The following is a 21,648-nucleotide window of genomic DNA, read 5'->3' as shown; positions in this document are numbered from 1 at the left end:
CGCGAGGACGCATACATGATCACGCTCAAGCCGACCACCTCCAAGCGAACCGCCTACGCGCGAGCGCTGAACGGCCTGCTCGTACTGGCCACGACCGCCGGTGTCGCCCTGGGCACGCAGCCGGACGACGCTCACGCGCGGCCGAACACCGCCGCGCCCTCTGCCGAATACCCTCACCTGCGCGCACTCCTGCAACGGCTGACCGCCACCGACGGCGGCCCCGGCGCGCTGGTCGCGCTGCGCACCCGGTCCGGCCGAGCGGTGCTGACCAGCGGCGTCGCGGACGTGCGGCGACACACGCCGGTGCGCGAAGACAGCGCGTTCCGGATCGGCAGCATGACCAAGCCGTTCGTGGCGACCGTCGTGCTCCAACTGGCGGGCGAGGGCCGCGTGGTCCTCGACGCGCCGATCGAGCGCTACCTCCCCGGCATCGTCCGCGGCCACGGCAACGACGGGCGGAAGATCACAGTCCGTCAACTTCTCCAGCACACCAGTGGCCTGCCCGACTACCTCGACTACCTCAAACCGCAGGAGGTGATCGACAAACCGCTGACCCACTACGACACCGGCGATCTCGTGCGGCTGGCGCTCTCCCACCGCCCTTCCTTCGCGCCGGGCACCGGCTGGCGCTACTCCAACACGGGCTACCTGCTGGCCGGCATGCTCATCGAGCGGGTGACCGGGCACACGTACGGCCACGAGATCCGCCGACGCATCATCGAACCGCTCCACCTGCGCCAGACCTCTGTTCCGGTCGATGCCGCGAAGATCCCTGGTCCGCATCCCCGCGGCTATGTGCGGAAGGACAAGGACGCGCCGCTCAAGGATGCCACCGCGCTCAACCCCATGGTCGCGGGCGCGAGCGGCGCAATGATCTCCAGCGCCGCCGACATGGACCGCTTCCTGGACGCGCTCGTCCACGGTCGGCTCCTCCGGCCCGCCCAGCTCCGGCAGATGATGAAGACCCGGCCGACCGGCTCCCCGGACGGCGGGGCCTACGGCCTCGGTCTGGAGAGCCACCCACTGCCGTGCGGCGGCCTCGCCTGGGGGCACGACGGCGGAATCGTCGGGTACCAGACGACGAGCGCGGTCACGACCGACGGCAGGCAGGCCACGGCCATGGCGAACCTCTACCCGGGCGAGACCGACGCCCAGGACACAGACGTGGCAGCCGCCGTCCAGACAGCGCTCTGCACGACCCGTCCAGCGCCTGGACGCTGAGCGTCCGCGGAGAAGTCACGCACTGATCCGTCTCGGTGCCGGGCCCTCGGTCAAGCCAAGAGGTGAGGAGTCCGTGGCGCACTTCATCGCATCTGCTGAGCCGGGCTGGAGGTCCTGCTCCCGGACGACCCGGTCGGCGGGCGACGCAGTTCACCGATCTGGCAGGTCCTGGCCTCCCGGTGCCGGTGCAACTCTATCCAGCGGTCGCCGACCGTCGCGGCGGCGGACGCGCTCTTGAGGAGCGTCGTCAGTCAGGCGACATCGCCCCGGGCACAACTCGCCTGTGCAGTGGGACGAGTTCGCGGAACTTATGCGTGACCGCACCCTGTTGGTGGCCTTCGAACGCGGTGGGGTGGTGCAGCACTCGTCGCGGGAGAAGCAGCCGGGTGGCCTGGAACAGGGCGGGGCGGTGAAGTCGCCGGCGCGGTCGGCGAGGTCGTCGAACTGGGCGATGGCGTGGAAGGTCGCAGCGGTCTCCCTACCCGTTGCGGGGGGTGAGTTCAGCCATCGGTCCCCAGCCGCCGTCCGGGGCGTCGGCGATGTAGATGATCTGTGGTCGTTCGGCGATGTAGTCGGGCATGATCTCCATGGCGTGGGCGAAGTGGGCGGTGGCGACGTGGGCCTCGCCCGCCTCCGGGCCGGTGAAGGCTTCCAGCAGGGTGAAGCCGTTCGGGTCGTCGGTGCTGCGGGACCACTCGAAGAACACGTTGCCGGGCTCGCTGCGGGTGGCCTGGGTGAAGGCGTCGACCCGGTCGAGCCAGGTGTCGGCGAGGTGGGGGCGGATGCGGTACTTCACGGCTATGAAGATCACGACGGTGGTTTCCTTCTCGGGGTGGGGGCTATGCGGTCAGGTTGATGGCCAGGCCGGTGAGACCGAGGGCCATGCCCGCGATGGCCTGCTTGGTGCCTGCACCGTTCAGTCGGCGGGCGTTGGCCAGGCCGGTGGCCGCGAGGACGAGCGCGGGGACACCGAGGCTACCGGTGATCTCACGGACTGCGGGGAAGAGGGCTGAGGCAACGGCGATGACGCCATAGGCGAGCGCGAGGGTGGCCAGGCCGTTCAGCGGCCGGCGCGCGGCGGTCCGGGGTGGTGCGTGGCAGGTGTCAGCGGCGGTGCTCATGGCGGGGGTGCTCCGTCTCAGGGAATTCGCCTCGTTTCGGTACGCCCACCACGTTAGGAATCACCGATCCATAGAGCAAAGACGAAATAACACACGGATACATAGAATGAGGCTATGTCTATCGGGACCCTGCGGCAGCTCGAATACCTCCTGGCCGTCGCCGAGACAGGCTCCATCAGCGACGCGGCCGCCCACCTGCACGTCTCCCAGCCCACGCTCTCCCAGCAGCTCAAAGCACTGGAGAAGACGGTCGGCACGCCGCTGCTGGAGCGCACCCCACGGGGCGCCCGTCTCACCCCCGCAGGCCGGGCATTCCTGCCCGGCGCCCGCCATGCCATCTCCGGCGCACAGCGGGCCACCGGCGCCGCCCGCGCCGTCGCCGGGATGGTCAATGGCCAGCTTCACCTGGCCTCGGTGCTGTCCGTCGCCCTCGGCGTGGTGCCCTCCGTGCTCGCCGCCTGGCATGCCCAGCACCCGTACGTCGACGTGGTCCTGCACGAGTACGACGGCCTGGACTCCTTCGCCGCCTCCATGGCCGAGGCCACCGCCGACGTGGCGGTCGGTCCCCTGCCCGATGCCTGGGAAGGCCCCCACCACTCGCTCGGCGCCGAGGAGTTCGTGGCCATCGTCCCTCCCGGCGACCCACTCGCGGGCCGTACGACAGTGCGTCCGGCGGACCTCGCGGACCGCCGCTGGGTGCAGTACCGGCACACGCACGGCCTGGCCGGGCACGTCGAACAGATCTGCGCCGAGGCCGGGTTCACCCCGAGCGCCGCCACCCGCTCGACGCAGACCGCCGCGATTCCTCACCTGGTTGCCGCCGGGCTCGGCGTCGGCATCGTCCCCGCCAACGTCCTGACCCCTGATTTCCCGGGCACGGTGCTACGCCTCACCCCGCGCCACCGACGCAGGTTGGCCGTGTTCGCCCGGCCTGCACCGCACCCGCTGATCGCCGAGTTCCTCGCCATCGCGCAGACGAGCGCGCGCCTTTGCCCCGACCACCTCACCGACCTGCTCGGCTGACCCTGCCGACGGCTGAGTCAGCGCCGGCTGCAGAGAAGCCGCGACCGCGTCACCCTTCGGACGGTCGGGCATTGCCGGGTCCCTCGCACGGTCCGGGAGCATTTCGTGGCCTGGCACCGGGCCGGTCGCAGCATGGCCCGGAATCGTGCCCCAGGAGCGGGCCCGTGCCGCCAGCCTCGGCATGTATGCGCTGCAAGAGCACACAGCCGAACAGCTTCAGAGCCCTCCCTGTTGCCCGAACTCTCCGCCCGGCGGGTCCGCGAGCCTCGCCATCGGCTACGCCGTCGGACATGCCTCGCGGCCGGCGTGCGCATGGGGCAACTGCGCGACTTGCGCGAGGCGCTGGCCAACGACAGCGGAGACGGCGCGGCAGGCTTGAGGAGCCGCCTGGGCCGAGTGATGCGGCTCCGTACGGCGAGCAACTGCCCGCGCTCTTCTGCGCCCAGTTCGTCGGCGCGACAGACCTGGAGCGCGGACTGAGCGTCAGCGTCCAGCGGGGTGAGCACGCTCTCCTGTCCGGTCGGGGCGACCAGGGGCAGGGCAGCGATCTGCGGGCCGTGCGCCACGGCGTCGGCCGCGAGCGCGTGCGCCGCGGCCGCCAGGAGCACGGCCGTACCCCAGATGGACGTCCACGGCTCCCGGCCTGCGGCAGATGCAACGGATGCAGGAGTGCTCGTGGATGGCGCCGACCGCGGTGCTGTCCTCCGTGATGGATGGCTGGACGGCGATGGTCGTGTGTGTAATCCGCAGGCACGCAGCTGCGGGCGTACCGGACGCGTGCAGCCCGGGAAGGCGCTCAGCGAGCGGTGAACGCCCCGGCGCGCGACACGGTCCGGACCTGTCCGAGAATGATCGTTGACACGGTTATGGCGGTGGGACGGGGGATGCGTTGACGACGGGTACGAAGCAGGGCGAGGGCAAGCGCGCGGGCGGTTTGGCATACCCACGGCGTCCGGTGCTGACCGCTCTGTCGGTTCCGGTGGCCGCGCTGCTGCCCCTGGTCGGTGGGATGTTGGGGCCGCTGCGCTGGATGCTGGTGCCCTCGATCGTGTTGTGTGTCGGCGGCGTGGTCTGGCTGCTGGTCGCCGTGATGTCGTTGTCTCCTTCCGAGGTGCTGCGGAGAGTGGCCCTGGCGCTGATGTTCGCGCCGATGATCGCCACGCCGCTGTGCGCCATGCAGGCGTCCCAGGCCCTGGTCCTGCAGGCTCGGGGCGTGTCCCGGTCGGCCGCCGTCACACGGATCGAGGTCCACCACGGGAAGTCGACCACGTACGACTGCACGGTCCGATACGACGGCTCTGCCACACCAGTCACCGACACCGTCGCGTGCGGCGCAGAAGACCGGGCGGGCGAACACGTCGTGGTGGTGCGGGACCCCGGGGGTCTGGTCGATCCGGAATTCGACTGGCAGGTCAGTGGCGCCCGGGCCGATGTCGTGTTTGCCGTCATGTCAGAGATCGCCCTGATGGTCTTCTCAGTGCTGGCCGTCGCCGTCGGCGCGGTCATTCACATCGTCCGCCGTCGGCGTGCGGACGCGAGCCGCCGCGTCGGCGCAGCCGCTGAGACCCTCCAGCTCAGGCGTTCGTCGGCCCGTTGAAATGTCAGACCCTGCTGTCGTACCGATCTTGCGGGCCGTACGGTCCTGCCGAGCACGCACGCCGTGACCGAGGCGGAGCGGCCGGCCGAGCGGGGGGCCTGATCAACCGGTGGACCTGGCGGGGCCGAGCCAGGACTTCTGGCCGCCGTCGTGGCCTGGGCGCGAACGGCTTCCAGCCGGTGCTCGGTCCGCTCGGACATCAGGGTGTGTTGGAACTGGGCGATGGCGCCGAGGGGACATCCACGCGTGAAGCCCGCGGTCCTCGCCGCGTGCCGGGGCTACCCTGCTGACCTGCCCACGTTCCTCAATTGGCCACCGGTCACTCTGAGGTGACTCTTGCGATGTGCCGGTGTGACGCTGTCGACGCTGCCTGAGCCGCAGGTGCCGAAGCAGCCGCCCGGGGCCGGCAACGGCCCGCCTCGGCGGCCGGGCTCCGGTCTCTTCCATCGGCTCTCGTACAGTGCGCAGACGGTGGCCCGGCCGAGTGCGAATAAGCCCAGAGTGCCGCTGATCGACTCCGCCGAGGTGCCGGAGTCGCCCTGGGGTGGTGCGAGCGTTCACGGAATTCACCGACGTGACCGCCTTCGTCGAACAGAGGCTCAGCCAGCCGGCCTGGCAGCGGCCACTTCGGCCGGATCCCCTCAGCGGCACCAACGGCTGCTGCCGGGTGGAGTCCGGGCGTGCGGCTACGATCGGACGGTGATCCAGAGCGCACACCTGGCCGGTGTCTTCGACGATCTGGCCGACAGCTATGACCACGGGCACCACGAGGAGATCGCACGGGCGCTGATCTCCTGGGTGGCCCCGGGTGTGGACGACGCGGTCGCCGATGTGGCCTGCGGTGCGGGAGCCGTCGCGCTTCAGCTCGCACGGAACCGTTCCGCCTCCGCCGGGCCCGTCCTGGCCGTCGACCTGTCCCCCGGCATGGTCGCCGTCGGCCGTGCCCGCGCCGTCGAGCTGGAGTGTGCCCCGGCGATCGACTGGCGGGTATGCGACGCCGTACCGCTGCCGGTCCCCGATCAGTCGCTCGACGTCGTGTTCTGCGCGTCCTCGCTGCATTTCCTGGGCGTCCGGGCCCTGGCCGACTGGCGGCGCGCGCTGCGGCCGGGCGGCCGGGTGGGCTTCTCGCTGCCGCTGGCCACGCACTTCCGTCCGTCGCAGCGCTTCGCCGAACTCCTCGCGCGGGATGTGCCGTTGCCGGGCGGTGCGCAGGAGGCGAGTGCCTGGACCGAGTCCTGCGGATTCACCGGGGCCGCTTCCCGGGTGCTGGTCCTCGGCACGCGTCGTGTGGTGGTGACGTCGGCGACCTGCCCGGACCAGCGATGAGCCCGTGCGCGACCTCGGTCGTGGCGCATCAGCCGCCCGCGCGATTCCCGGCCCGCGCGCCCGGTCGGGCACCGGCTGGACGGTCCAGATAGCTGGCGCGGCCGCTGTGCCACGCGCGTCGCAGCGGGTCCCGAACCGCGCGGGCGCACAGCCCCGCCGGGGTGATCACTGCGAAGTACAGTACGCCCAGGCCGAGTTGGAGCATTCGCTCAGTCGCTCGGGATCGTTGCACGCCAGTCGCCCTCCTCTCGCCATGCGGGCTGGTCGCGCTTGTCCAGGAGATGGTTGCCGAGGACGAGGAGATCGATCCGGGTGCGCATGAAGCAGGCGTACGCCTCCGCCGGGTCACGCACGATCGGCTCGCCGCGCACGTTGAAGGACGTGTTCACCAGCACCGGGCAGCCCGTGCGGCCCCGGAAGGCGGTGAGCAGCGCGTGGAAGCGGGGGTTGTGCTCGGCGGTCACCGTCTGCACCCGGGCCGATCCGTCGACGTGGGTGACGGCCGGGACGGTCGAGCGCGCCACGCGCAGCAGGTCCAGTCCCGTGGCGTGCTCGGCCTCGGCTGCGCACTCCCGTCGCCGGGCGGCGGCGACCTGCGCCGTCAGCAGCATGTAGGGGCTCTCCTGCGCCAGGTCGAACCAGTCCTTGGCGTCCTCGGCGAGCACAGCGGGGGCGAACGGGCGGAAGGACTCGCGGAACTTCGTCTTGAGGTTGAGGGTGGACTGCATCGCGGGATCGCGCGGGTCGGCGAGGATCGACCGGTTGCCCAGCGCTCGCGGGCCGAACTCCATCCGCCCCTGGAACCACCCCACCACCCGGCCCCGCGCCAGCTCCGCGGCGACCCGCTCGACCAGTTCCCGCTCCGGGAGCCGTACGGCGGGGCGTCCGCCGCGGTTCAGGAACCGCTCGATCTCGGCGTCGCGGTAGCCGGGGCCGAGCAGTGCGCCCGCCATGGCGTCCGTGCCGTGTCGCACATGGGTGCGGGGGGCGCCCCGGCGGTGCGATTCGGCCAGGGCCGCACCGAGCGCCCCGCCCGCGTCGCCGGCCGCCGGCTGGACCCAGATCTCGTCGCAGACGCCGTCGGCGAGCAGACGGCCGTTGGCCACGCAGTTCAGCGCGACCCCGCCGGCCAGACACAGCCGTCGCTCGCCGGTGCGCCGCAAGGCGGTGCGGGCCAGGCGCAGCATGACCTCCTCGGTGACCTGCTGCACGGACGCTGCCAGGTCGAACTCCCTTGCCGTGAGAGGGCCTTCCGGTATCCGGCGGGGTCCGTCGAACAGGTCCTCGAAGGCCCGGCCGACCATGGTCCGGCCGTACTGAAAGGTGAAGTACCGCAGGTCCAGACGGAACGAGCCGTCAGGTTTCACGTCGATCAGCCGCCGGCGGATCAGGGGCGCGTAGCGGGGGGTGCCGTAGGGGGCGAGGCCCATCAGTTTGTACTCGCCCGAGTCGACCTTGAAGCCGCAGAAGTAGGTGAACGCGGAGTACAGCATGCCGAGCGAGTGCGGGAAGCGCAGTTCCGCGAGCGGGACGAGGCCGGTGTCCCGGCCGTGCCACAGGGTTGTCGTCGCCCACTCCCCCACCCCGTCGACGCAGAGCACCGCGGCCGACGGGTACGGGCTCGGATAGAAGGCCGAGGCCGCGTGCGAGGCGTGATGCCGGTACGCCACCAGCGGCGGGAGCTTCTGTCCGGGCGCCAGCTCGGCCAGCCGCGCCCGTACGTCGTCCAGGGCCCGGCGCTTCCAGCCGGCCCACTGCGGGAACGCCCGCCGGAACACGGGGTAGCCGTGCGGGGCGGTCGCGAGCCACGTGGCCAGGACGCGGCGGAACTTCAGCGCCGGGTCCTCGTAGAACGCCACGGCCGCCAGCTCGTCGAGGCGCACTCCGCTCTCGCGGAGGCAGGACGCGACGGCGTGGGCGGGGAAGCCGGGATCGTGGCGGCGCCGGGTGAACCGCTCCTCCTGGGCCGCTGCGAGCGGGACACCGTCCGCCACCAGGGCGGCCGCGCTGTCGTGGTAGTAGGCGGAGATACCCAGGACCGGGCCGTCGCCCATGCCTGTACTCATGTCAGAACAGGGGGTAGACGGAGTCGTCGTCCGCGGGCTGCGGGCGCAGCCGGGACCGGGGCGGCGGCAGGTCGACGGGCTGGTCCGGTGGCGCGGTGGGGGTCTCCGGGTGTGAGCCGCTCCGGTGCCGGAGCCAGGTGGTGAGGCGGCGGACGGCCGATGCGGGCGCCCGGCCGGCGTCCCCGCTCGTCGGGTCGCTCATGGATGGGCTCCTCATCCTCATGCCAGGTCGAGGTGGTGCGCGAGCTGCCGGGCCACCAGGTCGTAGCCGAGGTCGGTGCCGTGGACGCGGTCGATGAACAGCCAGTCCTCGGGCGTTGCGGCCGCACCGAGCGCCACGTTCATGTCCAGGAAGGGCACGCCGAGCCGGGCGCATCCCGCGGCCAGCCGGTCGGCGTAGGCGCGGCCGACGGCCATGGTGGAGATGTCGTTGTGGAAGCGGCGGAAGTTGGAGACCTCGTCCAGTTCGTCGAAGAGCAGCTTCTCGCGGGGCAGCGGTTCCTCGCGCACCCAGGGGGCGAGCGGTTGGAGCACGAAGGTCAGCCGGGCGCCGAGGCCGTCGGCGAGCGTCTTCCACCCGGCGAGGTGACGGACAGTCAATTCGGTGGCATGGGCGACGCGTTGGTCGGGCGGTGGTACGACGTCGGGGGCGGGCCCGCAGTCGAAGAAGGCGCCGTGCCGGCCCTGCTTGTCCTCGGGCAGCCGGCTCAGTACCAGGTTGTTGACGCCGGACAGCAGCACGATGTCCTCAAGAGGCGGGAGTTCGTGCTGGAAGAGGGTGAACAGCAGTAGTTCCTGGGCCGAGTTGTGGCTCTGGCCGGACAGGTTGAGCCAGGGCAGGCGGGGTGCGTGGGCGGTCCACAGGCGTGCGGTGATCGTGGCCGCGTCGCCGGTGGCGCCCACGCCGAAGACCGCGGAGCTGCCCGCAAGCAGCCGCGCCGGTCCGTCGGGGCGGTCGTCGCCGACCGTGGCCAACTGCCCGCCGGGGCCCGGGGTGGCCCGGAAGCCGTGCCGGTCGGTGGTGTAGACGGGGGTCTTCTCGTTGCCGTACTGGAAGTAGCCCAGGTACGGCTGGTCCTCCAGGACGAAGGTGTAGTGCTCCATGTGCGGGGCGAACTCGGCACGGGGTGAGGTCATCGCGGAGGGGCTCCCTGGCGTGGACGGGGTGGACGGGTGCTCAGCGGGTCGGGGTCGGGGGCGGCGGCTCGGGCAGGGAGCCGGGGCGGTCCTCGCGGATCAGGTCGGCGTTGATGGCCATGGCGGCCAGTCCGCCGCTGGCGGCGGCCATCGCGGCCTGCTGCATGTTCCGGCCCAGGTCGCCGGCGACGTAGAGGCGGGGCAGGCTGGTGCGGCCGCGGTCGTCGGTCTGTACGGACTCCAGGTCCGGCGCCTCCAGCCAGGGCCGCAGCGGGGCGACCCGGGGTTCGATGTCCAGGTGCAGGAACAGCGCCCCGTAGGGGACGGTCCCACCGTCGTCGAAGACGACCTCGACGCCCTCGGGGTGCGGCCTCACCTCGCGTACGCCGTCGGCGAGGACGGGCACTCCGGCGGCGGTGAGCCGGTCCTGTTCGTCCTGGGGCAGCGTACGTCGGTCGGTGAGGTAGGTGATGTCGCCGGACCACACGGTCAGGGTCGCGGCGAGGCACTCGCTGGGCACGCCGCCGCCGTAGACGGCGAACCGGCGTTCGCGGACCTCCCAGCCGTGGCAGTACGGGCACTCGAAGACGGCCGTGCCCCACAGGTCCGCCAGTCCCGGGACCGGGGGCAGCACCGAGCGGACCCCGGCGGCGTAGAGCAGGGTGCGGGCGCGGACGGTGCCGGACTCCTTGGTGGTGACCACCACATGGTCGCCGCCGGACTCGGCGGACACGACCTCGTCGTCGCGGAACGTGACGTCGTAGGAGGCGAGTTGGGCGCGGGACCGGGCCCGGAAGTCGGCGATGGCGGCGCCGTCGTTGGTGAGGACGTTGTGCATGACACCCGCGGCCATGTTGCGGGCGTCGCCGGAGTCGACGAGCAGCACGCGGCGGCGTGAACGGCCCAGGTACAGCGCGCCGTTGAGGCCGGCCGGGCCACCGCCGACGATCACCGTGTCATAGATCTGTGTATCCAATGGTCATCCCTTTTCGTGCGGTGGGGCGGGGGGTTCGTCACGCAGGGGGGCGAGCAGGAGCAGGGCACCGAGGGCCAGGACGCTTCCGCACACCACGAACACCGCGGGCACGGTGAGTGCGGCGGCGAGCAGGCCGCCCAGGGTCGCGCCGACGGGCATGCTGCCCCAGGAGCACAGCCGGGACACGCTCATCACCCGGCCCTGGAGGTCCTCCGGGGTGAGCCGCTGGCGCAGGGACATCACCAGGATGTTCCAGCCCATCATGAGAACGCCGTTGACGGCGAGCGCGAGCGCGGCCAGGGCGGGGTGGCGGACCAGGCCGAGGGTGACGTAGGCGGCCCCGGAGCCGGCCAGGGACCAGCGGGCCAGCCGTACGGTGGGCAGCCGGTCGGCGGCGCGGGGCGCCAGCCAGCTGCCGGCGACGGCGCCCACCGACCCTGCGGCGAGCAGCAGTCCGTAGCCGGTCTGGCTCAGCCGCAGGGTGCGCTCGCTCAGCAGGACCAGCATCGAGAAGGTCGCCGAGAACACCAGGCCGTACAGAGCGCTCGCGGCCAGGGTGAGGCGGAGGGTGCGGTGTCCGAGGACGAAGCGCAGGCCCTTGCGGATGTCGCGGAGCACCCCGTCGCGTGCCCCGGGCGGTCCGGGTTCAGGGGGTGCGGGTTCGGGACCGGTGCGGGCGAGCGGGGCGAGGCCCAGGAGCAGCAGCGCGGCCAGTGCGTACAGAGTGCCGCCGGTGGCGAGCGCGGCCGCGGCGGTCAGTCCGGCGAGCAGGCCCGCGAGGGGCGGTCCGACCATCTCGTTGAGCACGATCTGGGCCGCCGACAGCCGTCCGTTGGCGCGTTCCAGCTGCCGTGCCTCGACGAGCCGCGGCAGTATCGCGGGCGCCGCCGTGTCGGCGAGGGTCTCGGCGCTGCCGAGGAGGAAGGCCAGCCCGTAGAGCAGGGGCAGCGCGCGGTCGGTGGCGAGGACGAGGGCCGCGCCGAGCAGGGCCGCGCCACGGACCACGTTGCTGCCGAGGACGATGCGGCGCCGGTCGAAGCGGTCGGCGAGGACGCCGGCCGGGAGCGCGAACAGCAGCCAGGGCAGCATGTTGACGGTGGTCAGTCCGGCGACCGCCGCGGGGTCGGGGTGGTGGGCGACGACCAGCAGTGGCAGCAGCGTACGGGTGATGCCGTCGCCCGCGTTGGAGGCAGCCGTGGACGCCCACAGCCACCGAAAGGGACGGCCCAGGTCCGTTCTTCGGCTGTGGGGCGTGACGGGGCGGGTGGTGCTAGCCAACAGCGCCCCCCTCGGCCCAGGTCCGCAGGCCCAGGAGGCGTTCGCCGAGTCCGGTGAGCGTCGCCGGGCCGTACAGGTCGGCCTCGGCCTTGCGGATTCCGCCCTCGGGCGGATGCGGCGGGAGGCGGTCGCGCCAGAACCGCACCCGGGCCTCCCTCAGGTCGGCGTGGTCCTCCCAGGCGGGTGCCATGGTCAGGTACTGGGCCATGCGCACCCGGGAGGCGGAGACATTGGGGTGTACGCCGTGCGGCAGGAGGCTGTTGAAGACGATGAGGTCGCCGGGTGCCACCTGCGGGGTGGTGATCGTGTGGCCGGTGATGTCCGGGGTGAACGGATCGCGGTCGGCGGGCTGCCCGCTCACCCACTTCTCCCACTCCGTGAAGATCTCCGGCACGCACTGGAAACCGCCGATCTCCTCGTCGCCGTGGGTCAGCGAGAGCACCGCCTGGCAGCTCACGGGCAGCGGGTCGGTGGAGGTGTCCACGTCCCAGTGGATGAATCCGTCGAAGGCACGGGGCCCCCGGTTGGGCGGGTTGACGTTGGCGAAGTCGATGGTGACCCACAGGTCGGTGCGGTCCCAGATGTCGGCGAAGGCGTCGTAGACCCGCGGGGTCTGCCGTACGTCCCACTGCGCCTGGTGGTTGTACATCTCGACCAGTCCGCTGTGGCCCGGCAGCCGGTCGTTCCCGGTGTGCGGGGAGGTCCAGGTGGCGGGGTCGTCGCGGCGCATGTCGAGGAAGGAGCACAGGCCGTCGGCGAGGGCGGCGACGGTGTCCGGCGCCACCGCCTGACGGACGATCACATAGCCGCGGTCGATCCAGTGTTCCCAGTCCGCGGGAGACAGGACGCGCAGGGGTTCCCTCTTGTGGATGTCTCGGAGTTGGGTGGCTGCCACGGACACTCTCCAGGGTGCTGTGCGGGGGCGGGCTGGTTCACTCGGCGATCAGGCGGCGGTCGGGCAGCGCCACGGCGTCCAGTTCGGTCTCGGTGAGCAACTCCAGTGCCTCGTCGACGTGGTTGAGGATGGGGCGGCCGCCGCCGTTGGCGCTGGTGTTGATGAGGACGGGCAGCCGGGTGCGGGCGGCGACCGCGTGGCACAGCCGGTGCAGCAGGGGCTGGGTGTCCGGCCGTACGGTCTGCAGGCGGGCGGTGCCGTCGATGTGCCGTGCCTCGGCGAGCTGCCGGGCCCGGTCGGGCCGTACCCGTACGGCGAACAGCATGGCTTCGGTGTGGTCCAGCGGGCCGGTGAAGTACTGGTCGGCGACCTCTTCCGGACAGATGGGGGCGACGGGCCGGAACCACTCCCGCTGTTTGATGGTCTCGGAGACGTACTGGCGGGCGCCGGGCCAGTGGGCGGAGACCAGCAGCGAGCGGTGCCCGAGGGCCCGCGGGCCGGTCTCCAGGCCGCCTTCCAGCCAGGCCACGCACCGCTGTTCGGCGAGCAGTTCGGCGACGGCCTGGACGAACTCCTCGTCGTCGTCCGCGCGGCACAGGGACAGTCCGAGACCGCGCAGGCGCGCCGCGAGGCCGTCGGCAGGGGACGTGGCACCGCGGTCGAGCGGGTCCAGGCCCTGCAGGGACGGCCCGGCGTAGGCCAGGGACGCCCAGCCCGATCGGCTGATCAGAGCGGGCCGGTCGGCGGGGTCGGCGACGGCTAGCGCCGCGCCGAGGGCGATCCCCGAGTCGTCGCAGCAGGTGGGGACGGACACGCGGGTGAACTGGCCGCACTCGGCGAGCCTGCTGTTGGCGGTGATGTTGAGCGCGCAGCCGCCCGCGTAGCAGAGCGTGGCGTAGCTGGGGAAGCGCCGGCTGAGTCCGGTGACCAGCCGGGTGAGGTCCCGTTCCACTGCGGTCTGGAGGGTGGCGGCCAGATCCCGGCAGACGCGGTCGTCCGGCGAGGTGCCGATCGCCGTGGTGGTGCCGTCGGCGGTGCGGATCTCGTCAGGGAAGACCGAGCCGAAGGAGTGCACGACGTCGTCGTCGGAGGAGTCGGCGAGGCCCGCGTCCAGATAGCCGCCGCTGTCCGGGTCGTACTCCCACCAGGTGTCGGCGTAGCGCAGCGCCGTGCCGGTCAGGCGGTCGTCGTCCAGCGGCTCGTGGAGATCCGGGGAGGCGCGCCGGGTGGACTGCGGGACGAGCATGGCGCGCAGGACGGGAAGCAGCGTGGCGTCGGTCTCACCGGTGGCGGTCAGTCCGAGCAGTTTGCCGGTGTCGAACTGGCTGCCGTGGATGCGCCGGGCGAGCGCCTCGTAGACCAGGCCGAAGCGGGGGCCGGTGCGGTTGGTGAAGGACTGTACGGGCGTGAGCCGGTCGCCGTCACCGAGGCAGACCATGCCGCACTCGGCGTAGTTGCCCGTGCCGTCCAGGGCCAGCACCAGGGCCTTGCGGGCGCCGGAGGTGTAGTAGGCGAGGGCGGCGTGGGCGTAGTGGTGGCGTACGGCGGTCAGGGTGACGTCGTCGAAGCCCTTGGCCAGCGGCCAGTCCAGGGGTTTGATCACGCGGGTCACGGCGTCCGCGAGGCCGGTGCCTCCGGGCGCGGTCCAGCGGGCGTCCTCGCCGACGAGTTCGACCAGCGCCGGGGGCAGCACCTGGCAGCGCGGTGTGTACCAGTCGGCCACCGCGATGCGGGTCACCGGGCTCGCGGCCCGTGCGCGCAGTTCGGCCAGCCATGCGGCGGCGGCCTGCGGGAAGTCGCCGTTGCCGCCGCACACATGGCGGAATCCCAGGCGGCGCTCGGCCTCGATGACACGGTAGCCGCCCGCGTCGGTGAGCGCGGCGCCCGCGTCGTGGCCGAAGTGCATGCCGATCGTTGCCATGGAACCAGTCACCCTTCCTGGGCCCGGACCTCATGTCGCGGGGCCGGATCGTGGATCGGCAGCCCGCCCGGCGTGCGGGCGGGCCGTTGCGGGAGCGTCGGGGCCGGGATCAGGACAGGGTGGCGAGACTCTGCGTGTGGTGGCGCTCCAGGAGGCCCTGGACCACTTCGCGCATGTAGGCGCAGTAGCCGGGCGACATCACCTGGATCGAGCCGTTCTCCTCCTCCAGTGCTCCGGCGGAGCCGCCCGAGCAGGTGCCCTGGAGCTCGCAGCCCTGGCAGCCGGGGCCGTTGGTGTAGGCGCGCATGCCGTAGTCCTGGTAGGCGGGAGAGGCGAAGATGCCGCGCCAGTCGTCGATGGTGCCCAGTTTGCGGGCGGTGGCCTTGCAGGCGAAGACGCTGCCGTTCGGTTCGATGGAGAGCTGACGGCCCACCGCGGGGCAGGTCTTGTAGTCGGCCTGTTCGGCCCACTTGGCGTCGTCGATGATCATCTGGAAGGTCTGGTACCAGTAGCCGCTGAGCTGGACGCCGCGCTCGCGCCCGTAGTCGACGGCGGCCAGGAGCCGCTGTGCCACGTCGTGCGGGCTGTGCTGCTGGAAGAACTCCTTGGCCTGGAAGGAGACGATGACGTCCAGGGTGCCGAGGCCGGCCTCGGCGACGAAGTCGATGAGCGGGGTGCCCCACTTGTCCCAGGTGTACTGGGAGAGCACGGAGGTGATGCTCACGGGGACGCCCGCGGCCTTCATGTCGAGGATCGCCTTGCGGACCACGGCCCAGGGGGTGCGCTGCTGCTGCCCACCGCGGAACTCACCGGTCTCCGGGACGAGATAGTCGATGGAGACGGTGGTGTCGACGCGGTGTTCGGCGAGGGCGGCGAGCAGTTCGTCGTCGATGCGGGAGCCGTTGCTGGTGAGGTCGTAGGAGAGGGTGACCCCGTCGTGGCGGTCCCCGAAGGTGCGCAGGACGTGCAGGATGGTGCCCCGGGCGAGGGTGGGTTCGCCGCCGAAGAACGACACCGTCAGATGGCCGCCCCCGTTGGCCTTGCGCAGGGTGATGGCTTCCTTGATGGTCTTCTCGGCCACCTCCCGCGACATGTGCATCGAGGGGTTGCGGGCCTCGTCGGAGCCGTGGTTCCAGTCGCCCCTGGCGAGCGTCGGGCCGGAGTCCTGGCGGGCGGCGGACCCCGTGTCCTCGCGCGAGCGACGCAGTTCGACCAGGACCGGGCCCGGTTTCACCGACTCGCCGGAGGTGTTGCGCTCCTCGACGCCGCCGTCGAAGTTGTACGCGAAACAGCCCTGACAGGAGAAGTTGCAGGCGTTGGTGAGCACGAGCTGGATGGAGGAGTGGAACACACCGCTGCCGAGGGCGCTCTGCCGGCTCTCCAGCAGGGTGTCGATCTCCATGGCCTCGTCGTGCCCCGCCTCCACCAGGAACCGGGCTGCCACGAGGTCGCGCAGGGATTCCTCGTCGACCCTTTCCCGCAGCCGGTCCCAACTGATGCCCGGGGAGGCCTCTTTGAGGAGTTCCACGATGTCGCGGTCGATCAACCGCGCATTTCCGTAGAGTGAATGAAAGGCCATGGTTCGCTCGTCGTCCTGGTAGGAATCGAGCCGGCCTCCGAAAGACGTGAAATCCCGGTCGCCCGTGGCACGCAGAGTGCGGACGTAACGCGAGGACTGGTACATCGAATTCTGCATGGCGGAGTCTTCTCCCTGCGTCTCACGACTTCCGAGGGGACGTGCGATGTGCGGCACGGAGCCGTTGAAAGCGGTCCGTCCCGGTCCGCGGTACGGTCCGCGTGAGACCGGGGCCCGGCCGTGGACCGGGGCCCCGGAGGACGTCAGCCGTCAGGCCGACGCACACTCTTTCCGCTGTTCATCGGGGGCGGAGACGGGGTCGGCCTCCTTGCGGACGGGAGTGATGGTGGGTGCGTTGCCCTTGTCCGGCGAGACGAACGCGCAGGGGCGGGACGACGCGGTGATCGCGGGGCGGACGACCTTCTTGACTTCGGCCATGCGGCCTCCTCGGTAGGTGCGACACACAACGCGTTCCAATGAAGCAGAAGTGAAGACCACCAATAAGTCATCATCCGGCCATGGTTGGAAAATGCCGCCTGTCAGTCGGGCGCGCGGGAGGGATTGATCTTCCATTCTGTTGTTCGCCGTATTCCGCACACACCCCGCGCGCACCGGTACACCCGCTCGCGCCACGCACGCCGGTGGCGGATCGCAAGACGGCACCGCTTTACGTGCGCCGTTCGAGGAATCCGGGACGAGGGCGATGTGAGGCGATGGCGAGCAGGAACAGGTCCGAGTGACGCCCTTGTCGAGGGCCCGGCCGGCGCCGCCGCCCATGCGCACGACACGCGGGCCGTCCGGTCCCGTGGCCCGAACCGCCGCGGTGACCGTGGCGACGGCGTCGGTGTGGAGGGGGGGCATCGGGCCCCGCCGACGGTCAGCACCAGTACATGGCCCTCGTGGGCCAGGGCACCCGTCACCGTCCGCGGGTCGGCATGACGATCCGCGTGTGCCTGCCCGCGGATCCCGCGACCAGGGACGCTCGGCGGCCACGGTTCGCATCGCGAAGGCGGACCTGTTGCCCACGAGCGCGAACCGGCCGTCGCAGTGCGCGCCCACGGGCCAACTGGAGTAATTCTGGAGGGGGTTCTGCGACGCGGTCAGCCGCCGAGGTCCACCGGCAGAGCCGTAGCAAGCCCGCCGAGCCGCTCCTTGGAGAGCAACAGCGGCTTCATCCGCCGCCCAAGGAACGGTCCGGTGTCGCGCCCGGCCCGACGGGGCGGGTGAACCGGGCGTACGCCATCTCCGAGGACGTGATCTGGCCCCGGCTGCTCGGCCTCCGCCGCGGGAACGTACTCGCTCAGCTCACCGCGCAGCACAGACCGCCGGCTCAGGCCAACACCGCACACGGGGAGGCGGCACGGCGCGAAAGCCCCGTACCGCCCCCATGCTCAGTCTCGCCTGCGTCGTGCGATCCGTGCACCGAGACCGAGGCGCGTGGTGATGGCTCCCGCGCAGCCGCCGGTCAGGATGCCGGTCCAGGAGCCGATGCCGAGGACGCGGCATACGAGAAACGCGCTGACCAGCGCGGCCAGGATCAGCGCCAGGTCCACGGCCGCCGCCCGCCGGCTGCCCGGCCGGTCCGCACCGGTCATGCCCAGTATTTCCGAGACGCGTCTGCGCTTGTCGCCGCTCATGACAGCTGGCCCATCAGGCAGCCGGCCGCAGCGATCGAGACGTAGCCCAAGGGGCCGCCCGCGAACTTCACCATCCGCAGCCCGGCGCGAGCACGCTGGACGTTGACGCTCACGTGGTGGGCCTGGACGGGGACGTACGCGGCGAGGGCGCCCATGCCGCACTTCTTCGCCGCCTTCTTCACCGTCTTGCCGATCCGCTTCCACTTCCAGCTGAACGGGTTCCACCAGGGGTCGGCGACGACCGGGAAGGCGGTGACCGCCGTGAAGTCCACCCTCTGCACCAGCGTGTTGCCGTCCAGCCGGTACGAGGTGGGAACGTCCCTGCCTCGCGCGTCCTTCGCCCAGGGGGCATTGATGGCGGCGACCGGCTCGTCCTGGTTCGCCGGGACGATCACCACGGAGCCGTCGGCCTCCTGCCGCAGCCTGGCGCCCTCGGGCAGGCTTACCGCAACGCGGTACTCATGCGGCGCGCTTGCCTGCTTGATGACCTGCAGCGTACGGCTGCCGCCCGCCAGGGTCGGCTGGATCACGGTGTCCACCGCGGCGGCGGCGTCGGCGTGCACCACGCTGCCGTTGACGTTCACCCCGCGCTGCTGCTGCGCGGCGGAGCCGATACCGACTGCTGCGATGTCGTCCGGTCTGACTTCGATGGTTCCCTTCGGGTCCCACGGCACGGTGACCGTGCCGGTCGCCGTCTCGGCGATCGCGGCATAGCGGCTGTCGCTGGTGGTGGCCGGGGTGATGTCGGCAGCGTCCAGGACGGCGTTGGCCGCACCCAGGGCGTCGATGGCCGCGCCCGGCTTCCATGCGGTGTCCACGGTGAACGTCACCGGCGCCGACCAGCCGCTGGCGTAGTGCGCTCCGTCGTAGGTGGTCGTACGGAAGGCGTACGCGCGGCCGGTGACGAGTTTGCCCGCCGGGACCTTGGCGGACGCGGTCTCACCAGAGCGCACGAACGCGGACTTGAAGAGTGCGACGACCTCACCGGTCGCCTTGTCCGTGACCTCGAAGGTGCCCTGCACCAGATCGTCCTCGTTGACGTCCTCGGTGGTGAAGCGCAGCGTCGGGGTGAGGCTGTCGGCCTTGTAGACGCCGCCCTGGCTGTAGAAGGGCGGGCCCGCCTGGAGGTTACTGCCGGTCCTGGGCCGGTAGTTGAAGGTGACGATCAGCCTCGGGATCTTGTCCTCGGTGGCCTCAGAGGAATAGAAGCGCTTCCAGGCGTACGTGTCGGACTCGTCCACGGCCTTGAGCGCCATGGAACCCGTCGCCGCCTTGGCGCTCGCCCACGTCTTCGCGAGTTCCGTCACGTCCGCGCTCACCCAGCCGGCGTTGTCGCAGTTGCCGCTGCGGGTCTCGGTGGAGGTGGCGTACTTCTGCTTCAACGCGGGCTGTTTGCTCCAGCGGCTGGACGTGTTCGCCGGGTCGGCCGCCCAGACCTCCCAGCCGCGCTTCTCGCATGACCACGAGTGGTAGTTGTAAAGCTCCAGCTTCGCGTCCGTGACGAGCGCGTCGGCGAACTGTCCGGTCTCCCAGGTGATGAAGGAGCGAGCGGTGCGCTTGGCGGCACCGGCGTGATCGCCGGGCCAGCCCAGTTCGAGGTCCGTGGACGCCGACTGGTCCGTGCTGTCTCCGCCCTGGACGAAGGTGTCGAACAGCACGGAGAGGGTGTCCGTGGCCGGGTCGACGGTCACCGGGTACCGCGTCGCCGGATCCGCCAGGAACTCCGGATCCGGGGTGAGCCTCAGCTCGACGGTGTCGCCGTCCTGGACGACCGTCATCGGCACCCGGGTGCTGTGCCTGCGCTCACCGGAACGCTCGTCGATCTGGGCGTCCCACATCACTGGTGCGGGCATGGTGGCGATCTGCTCGCCGGTCGCGCGTTCGGTGAAGGCAACCGAGCCGTCGGTCTGCTGAGCCGCCTTCAGACCCGGGATCTTCAGCGGCAGCGTCATCGGCGCGACGCCGCCCGCGGGGCGCCGCTTGAGGGTGAGGAACTGCTCGAAGCCGGTGCGGGTGGCGTCCACCACCAGGTCGGCCCCGGGCACGGCATCCGGGTAGGTCGCCCTGGCCCCGTCCAGGACAGGGGCCGGCAGGCCTCCCTTCCACTGCACACCGATCTTCCGGGCGCCGGCTCCCAGGGTGATCAGGTCACGTGCGGCAGCTGCCGGAGCGTCGGCGGCCTCCTTCACCGAGCGGGCCCTGTCGCCGCCGGGGCCGGCCAGGCGCAGGTCGCCCGGATGTGCCTCGGCCTCGATCCCGCCGTCCGCCTGCCGTCGCAGGGTGGCGTTCAGGTCGACCCACTGGCCTTCCTCCAGCTTCCGCACGGGGCCGCCGCTGACCGTGGTGGTGAGGGTGCCCTCCGGGTTGGCCCATGTAGTGGATGTCTCGGTCCTGCGGTCCAGTACCTCCACCTTGCGGCCGAACGCCTGTGCCGCGAGCAGTGCGGCTTCGGCGGTGACGGCTTCGGTGACCGGCTCCCACGGGAACCTTCGCGCGCGTAGCCTCCCGTACCGCCGGAGGCGTCTCCGCTTCCCCCCTCACCAGCCATGGCCGGGACGGACGAACCGAGCAGGCCGAGCGCCGCCAGCACCGAGACGCTCCCCGCGGCGACTGCTCGGCGATGCCCGCGTCGTATCGACGACATGCATGTCCTTGCGTTCAGGATCGGCCCCTGGAGTGCGGGGCGTGACCCATGGTCAGTAACGACGCAAGATTAAAGGAATCGCAAAGAGAGAGCAAACAGTAAGCAAGGTGCCCAGCTCGGCGGCTACTGGTACCCGTCGGGGCGAGATTGTTCGGGTCGACCTTCAGGTGTCGCGCCAGTCCGGAGCGGGACGCCTCGTAGCCGGCTGGGGCCGTCGACGAGATCGGCCCCGAAGTGAGTGCGCGGTCGGTCGCCGCTGCGATCGGCGGATGGGCGTGCCCGCCGAGCGGGCCGCCGCCACCGCGCCGGCCCGGAACTCCGCCGCGTTCGTGCAGGTACCCACCCGGGACTCCCCTCCCTGGACTCAAGACCCGGTGTGATCCGTGCAAGCGCCGCGGTCTCGTCGTCCTTCTCGATCACACGGCGCCGATCGCCGGGACTGCCCACCGCGTCGGGGAGACCGGCGGGTGCAGGCGCCCTGCTTCGAAGAGAATCGGCGCCCTGTGCACGGGCGAGAGTGAACAGGACCCGTGCAATCGTGTTCAGACGTTGCGCGATTGACCGCCCCCCGGCGCGCCGACGGCACTGGCGAGGCAGTCGACGTCCCGTCTCCACGGACCGGATCACCCGGCAAGGCCGCGTGAGGAGCTATTTCGCCTCGCACACGTGCGGCAAGGAACGCCCGAGCGCGATCGAGTGCAGCATGTTCAGCCGCATCGTACGGTCGATGTCGCGGTATGCGGCGAGCAGCCGACCTCCGCACTGCGGGCTGGTGCGGGAGGCCTCGGTGTTCGCGATGACCTGAACGAGCTCGCCGCTGATGCGGTTGATCTCGACGCGAATCACTGACAGATCGGGGCTGCTGGTCGGTGCCTTCGACGGATCCGTGTCCCAGGTCCGGAACAGCCCGCGTTGGACGATCTTGCTCGCCTCGATCTGGTCGCGGAAGACGGCTACGACCTCGGCCGGGTCGGTGCCGAGTGCCCTGGCCTGCGCGGCCACGTCGTCGAGCACCTGCTGCTCGCGGGCAGGATCGTCGATGGGCTGCCCTGAGCGGTACTTGGCGGCGGCCACCTGGTCGGAGATGAGGACCCGCTCGGCGGACAGCCGTGCCAGCGGGTCCAGGGACGGACGGGCGGGGGATTCGGCGGCCGCCGCAGGGGCGACGGCGATGGCCAGGGCGGCCGTCATGAGCGCGGCGATGATCGTCTGACGCATGATTCCTCCTCG

Annotated in this window: 18 protein-coding genes; 4 read left to right on the top strand and 14 right to left on the bottom strand. The window is 71.3% G+C overall.

Annotated elements, in window-relative coordinates; translation table 11 throughout:
• Window positions 1-15: 15 nt before the first annotated feature.
• Complete coding sequence (locus tag BIV25_RS21225) at window positions 16-1,221, top strand: serine hydrolase (RefSeq protein WP_071373945.1); 1,206 nt, start codon at window positions 16-18, stop codon at window positions 1,219-1,221.
• Between the two features lie 478 nt (window positions 1,222-1,699).
• On the opposite strand, the gene BIV25_RS21220 is transcribed toward BIV25_RS21225, so the two are convergent.
• Window positions 1,700-2,032: a putative quinol monooxygenase gene (locus tag BIV25_RS21220; RefSeq protein WP_071373944.1), complete on the bottom strand. Its 333-nt coding sequence runs from the start codon at window positions 2,030-2,032 to the stop codon at window positions 1,700-1,702.
• Window positions 2,033-2,060: 28 nt separating this feature from the next.
• Window positions 2,061-2,342: a hypothetical protein gene (locus BIV25_RS21215; RefSeq protein WP_071373943.1), complete on the bottom strand. Its 282-nt coding sequence runs from the start codon at window positions 2,340-2,342 to the stop codon at window positions 2,061-2,063.
• A gap of 114 nt (window positions 2,343-2,456) precedes the next feature.
• Between BIV25_RS21215 and BIV25_RS21210 the strand changes: the two genes are divergently transcribed.
• From BIV25_RS21210 to BIV25_RS21200, 3 genes are all read left to right on the top strand, one after another.
• Window positions 2,457-3,365 carry a LysR family transcriptional regulator gene (locus tag BIV25_RS21210; RefSeq protein ID WP_218158473.1) on the top strand — a complete coding sequence of 303 codons (909 nt, stop codon included), beginning with the start codon at window positions 2,457-2,459 and terminating at the stop codon, window positions 3,363-3,365.
• 979 nt (window positions 3,366-4,344) lie between these two features.
• A complete protein-coding gene (locus BIV25_RS21205; RefSeq protein ID WP_071373942.1) occupies window positions 4,345-4,962 on the top strand; it encodes a hypothetical protein in 618 nt (205 codons plus the stop codon).
• 699 nt (window positions 4,963-5,661) lie between these two features.
• The gene (locus BIV25_RS21200; RefSeq protein WP_071373941.1) at window positions 5,662-6,288 is read left to right on the top strand and encodes a class I SAM-dependent methyltransferase; all 627 of its coding nucleotides are present in this window, start codon (window positions 5,662-5,664) and stop codon (window positions 6,286-6,288) included.
• Window positions 6,289-6,497: 209 nt separating this feature from the next.
• On the opposite strand, the gene BIV25_RS21195 is transcribed toward BIV25_RS21200, so the two are convergent.
• The 12 genes from BIV25_RS21195 to BIV25_RS21145 form a co-directional block, all read right to left on the bottom strand.
• Entirely contained in the window at window positions 6,498-8,354 is a 1,857-nt protein-coding gene (locus BIV25_RS21195; protein WP_218158472.1) for a carbamoyltransferase, read from the bottom strand.
• 1 nt (window position 8,355) lies between these two features.
• Window positions 8,356-8,556, bottom strand: coding sequence for a hypothetical protein (locus BIV25_RS21190; RefSeq protein WP_071373939.1), 201 nt, complete (start codon window positions 8,554-8,556; stop codon window positions 8,356-8,358).
• Window positions 8,557-8,573: 17 nt separating this feature from the next.
• Window positions 8,574-9,491 carry an Inducer of phenazine A gene (locus BIV25_RS21185; RefSeq protein WP_256255960.1) on the bottom strand — a complete coding sequence of 306 codons (918 nt, stop codon included), beginning with the start codon at window positions 9,489-9,491 and terminating at the stop codon, window positions 8,574-8,576.
• 40 nt (window positions 9,492-9,531) lie between these two features.
• On the bottom strand, window positions 9,532-10,467 hold the full coding sequence (locus tag BIV25_RS21180; protein ID WP_071373938.1) for an NAD(P)/FAD-dependent oxidoreductase: 936 nt from the start codon (window positions 10,465-10,467) through the stop codon (window positions 9,532-9,534).
• 3 nt (window positions 10,468-10,470) lie between these two features.
• Complete coding sequence (locus tag BIV25_RS21175) at window positions 10,471-11,745, bottom strand: MFS transporter (protein ID WP_256255959.1); 1,275 nt, start codon at window positions 11,743-11,745, stop codon at window positions 10,471-10,473.
• On the bottom strand, window positions 11,738-12,640 hold the full coding sequence (locus BIV25_RS21170) for a phytanoyl-CoA dioxygenase family protein (protein WP_079176785.1): 903 nt from the start codon (window positions 12,638-12,640) through the stop codon (window positions 11,738-11,740). The genes BIV25_RS21175 and BIV25_RS21170 overlap by 8 nt, the downstream gene beginning before the upstream one ends.
• Window positions 12,641-12,677: 37 nt before the next feature.
• Window positions 12,678-14,561: a carbamoyltransferase C-terminal domain-containing protein gene (locus BIV25_RS21165; protein WP_256255958.1), complete on the bottom strand. Its 1,884-nt coding sequence runs from the start codon at window positions 14,559-14,561 to the stop codon at window positions 12,678-12,680.
• Between the two features lie 109 nt (window positions 14,562-14,670).
• The gene (locus tag BIV25_RS21160) at window positions 14,671-16,257 is read right to left on the bottom strand and encodes a radical SAM/SPASM domain-containing protein (RefSeq protein ID WP_071373936.1); all 1,587 of its coding nucleotides are present in this window, start codon (window positions 16,255-16,257) and stop codon (window positions 14,671-14,673) included.
• 150 nt (window positions 16,258-16,407) lie between these two features.
• The gene (locus BIV25_RS51180) at window positions 16,408-16,575 is read right to left on the bottom strand and encodes a hypothetical protein (protein ID WP_177235359.1); all 168 of its coding nucleotides are present in this window, start codon (window positions 16,573-16,575) and stop codon (window positions 16,408-16,410) included.
• A 953-nt stretch (window positions 16,576-17,528) separates the two neighbouring features.
• Window positions 17,529-17,774, bottom strand: a complete 246-nt coding sequence (locus tag BIV25_RS21155) for a hypothetical protein (RefSeq protein ID WP_143076672.1) — start codon at window positions 17,772-17,774, stop codon at window positions 17,529-17,531.
• On the bottom strand, window positions 17,771-20,185 hold the full coding sequence (locus tag BIV25_RS21150; protein WP_143076671.1) for a DNRLRE domain-containing protein: 2,415 nt from the start codon (window positions 20,183-20,185) through the stop codon (window positions 17,771-17,773). The genes BIV25_RS21155 and BIV25_RS21150 overlap by 4 nt, the downstream gene beginning before the upstream one ends.
• Window positions 20,186-21,066: 881 nt before the next feature.
• A complete protein-coding gene (locus tag BIV25_RS21145; protein ID WP_071373933.1) occupies window positions 21,067-21,636 on the bottom strand; it encodes a chorismate mutase in 570 nt (189 codons plus the stop codon).
• Between the last annotated feature and the right edge of the window lie 12 nt (window positions 21,637-21,648).

Source organism: Streptomyces sp. MUSC 14, assembly GCF_001866675.1.
GTDB lineage: Bacteria > Actinomycetota > Actinomycetes > Streptomycetales > Streptomycetaceae > Streptomyces.
Note: the sequence above shows the minus strand (reverse complement) of the source record. Positions and strands in the feature narration are given on the sequence as shown.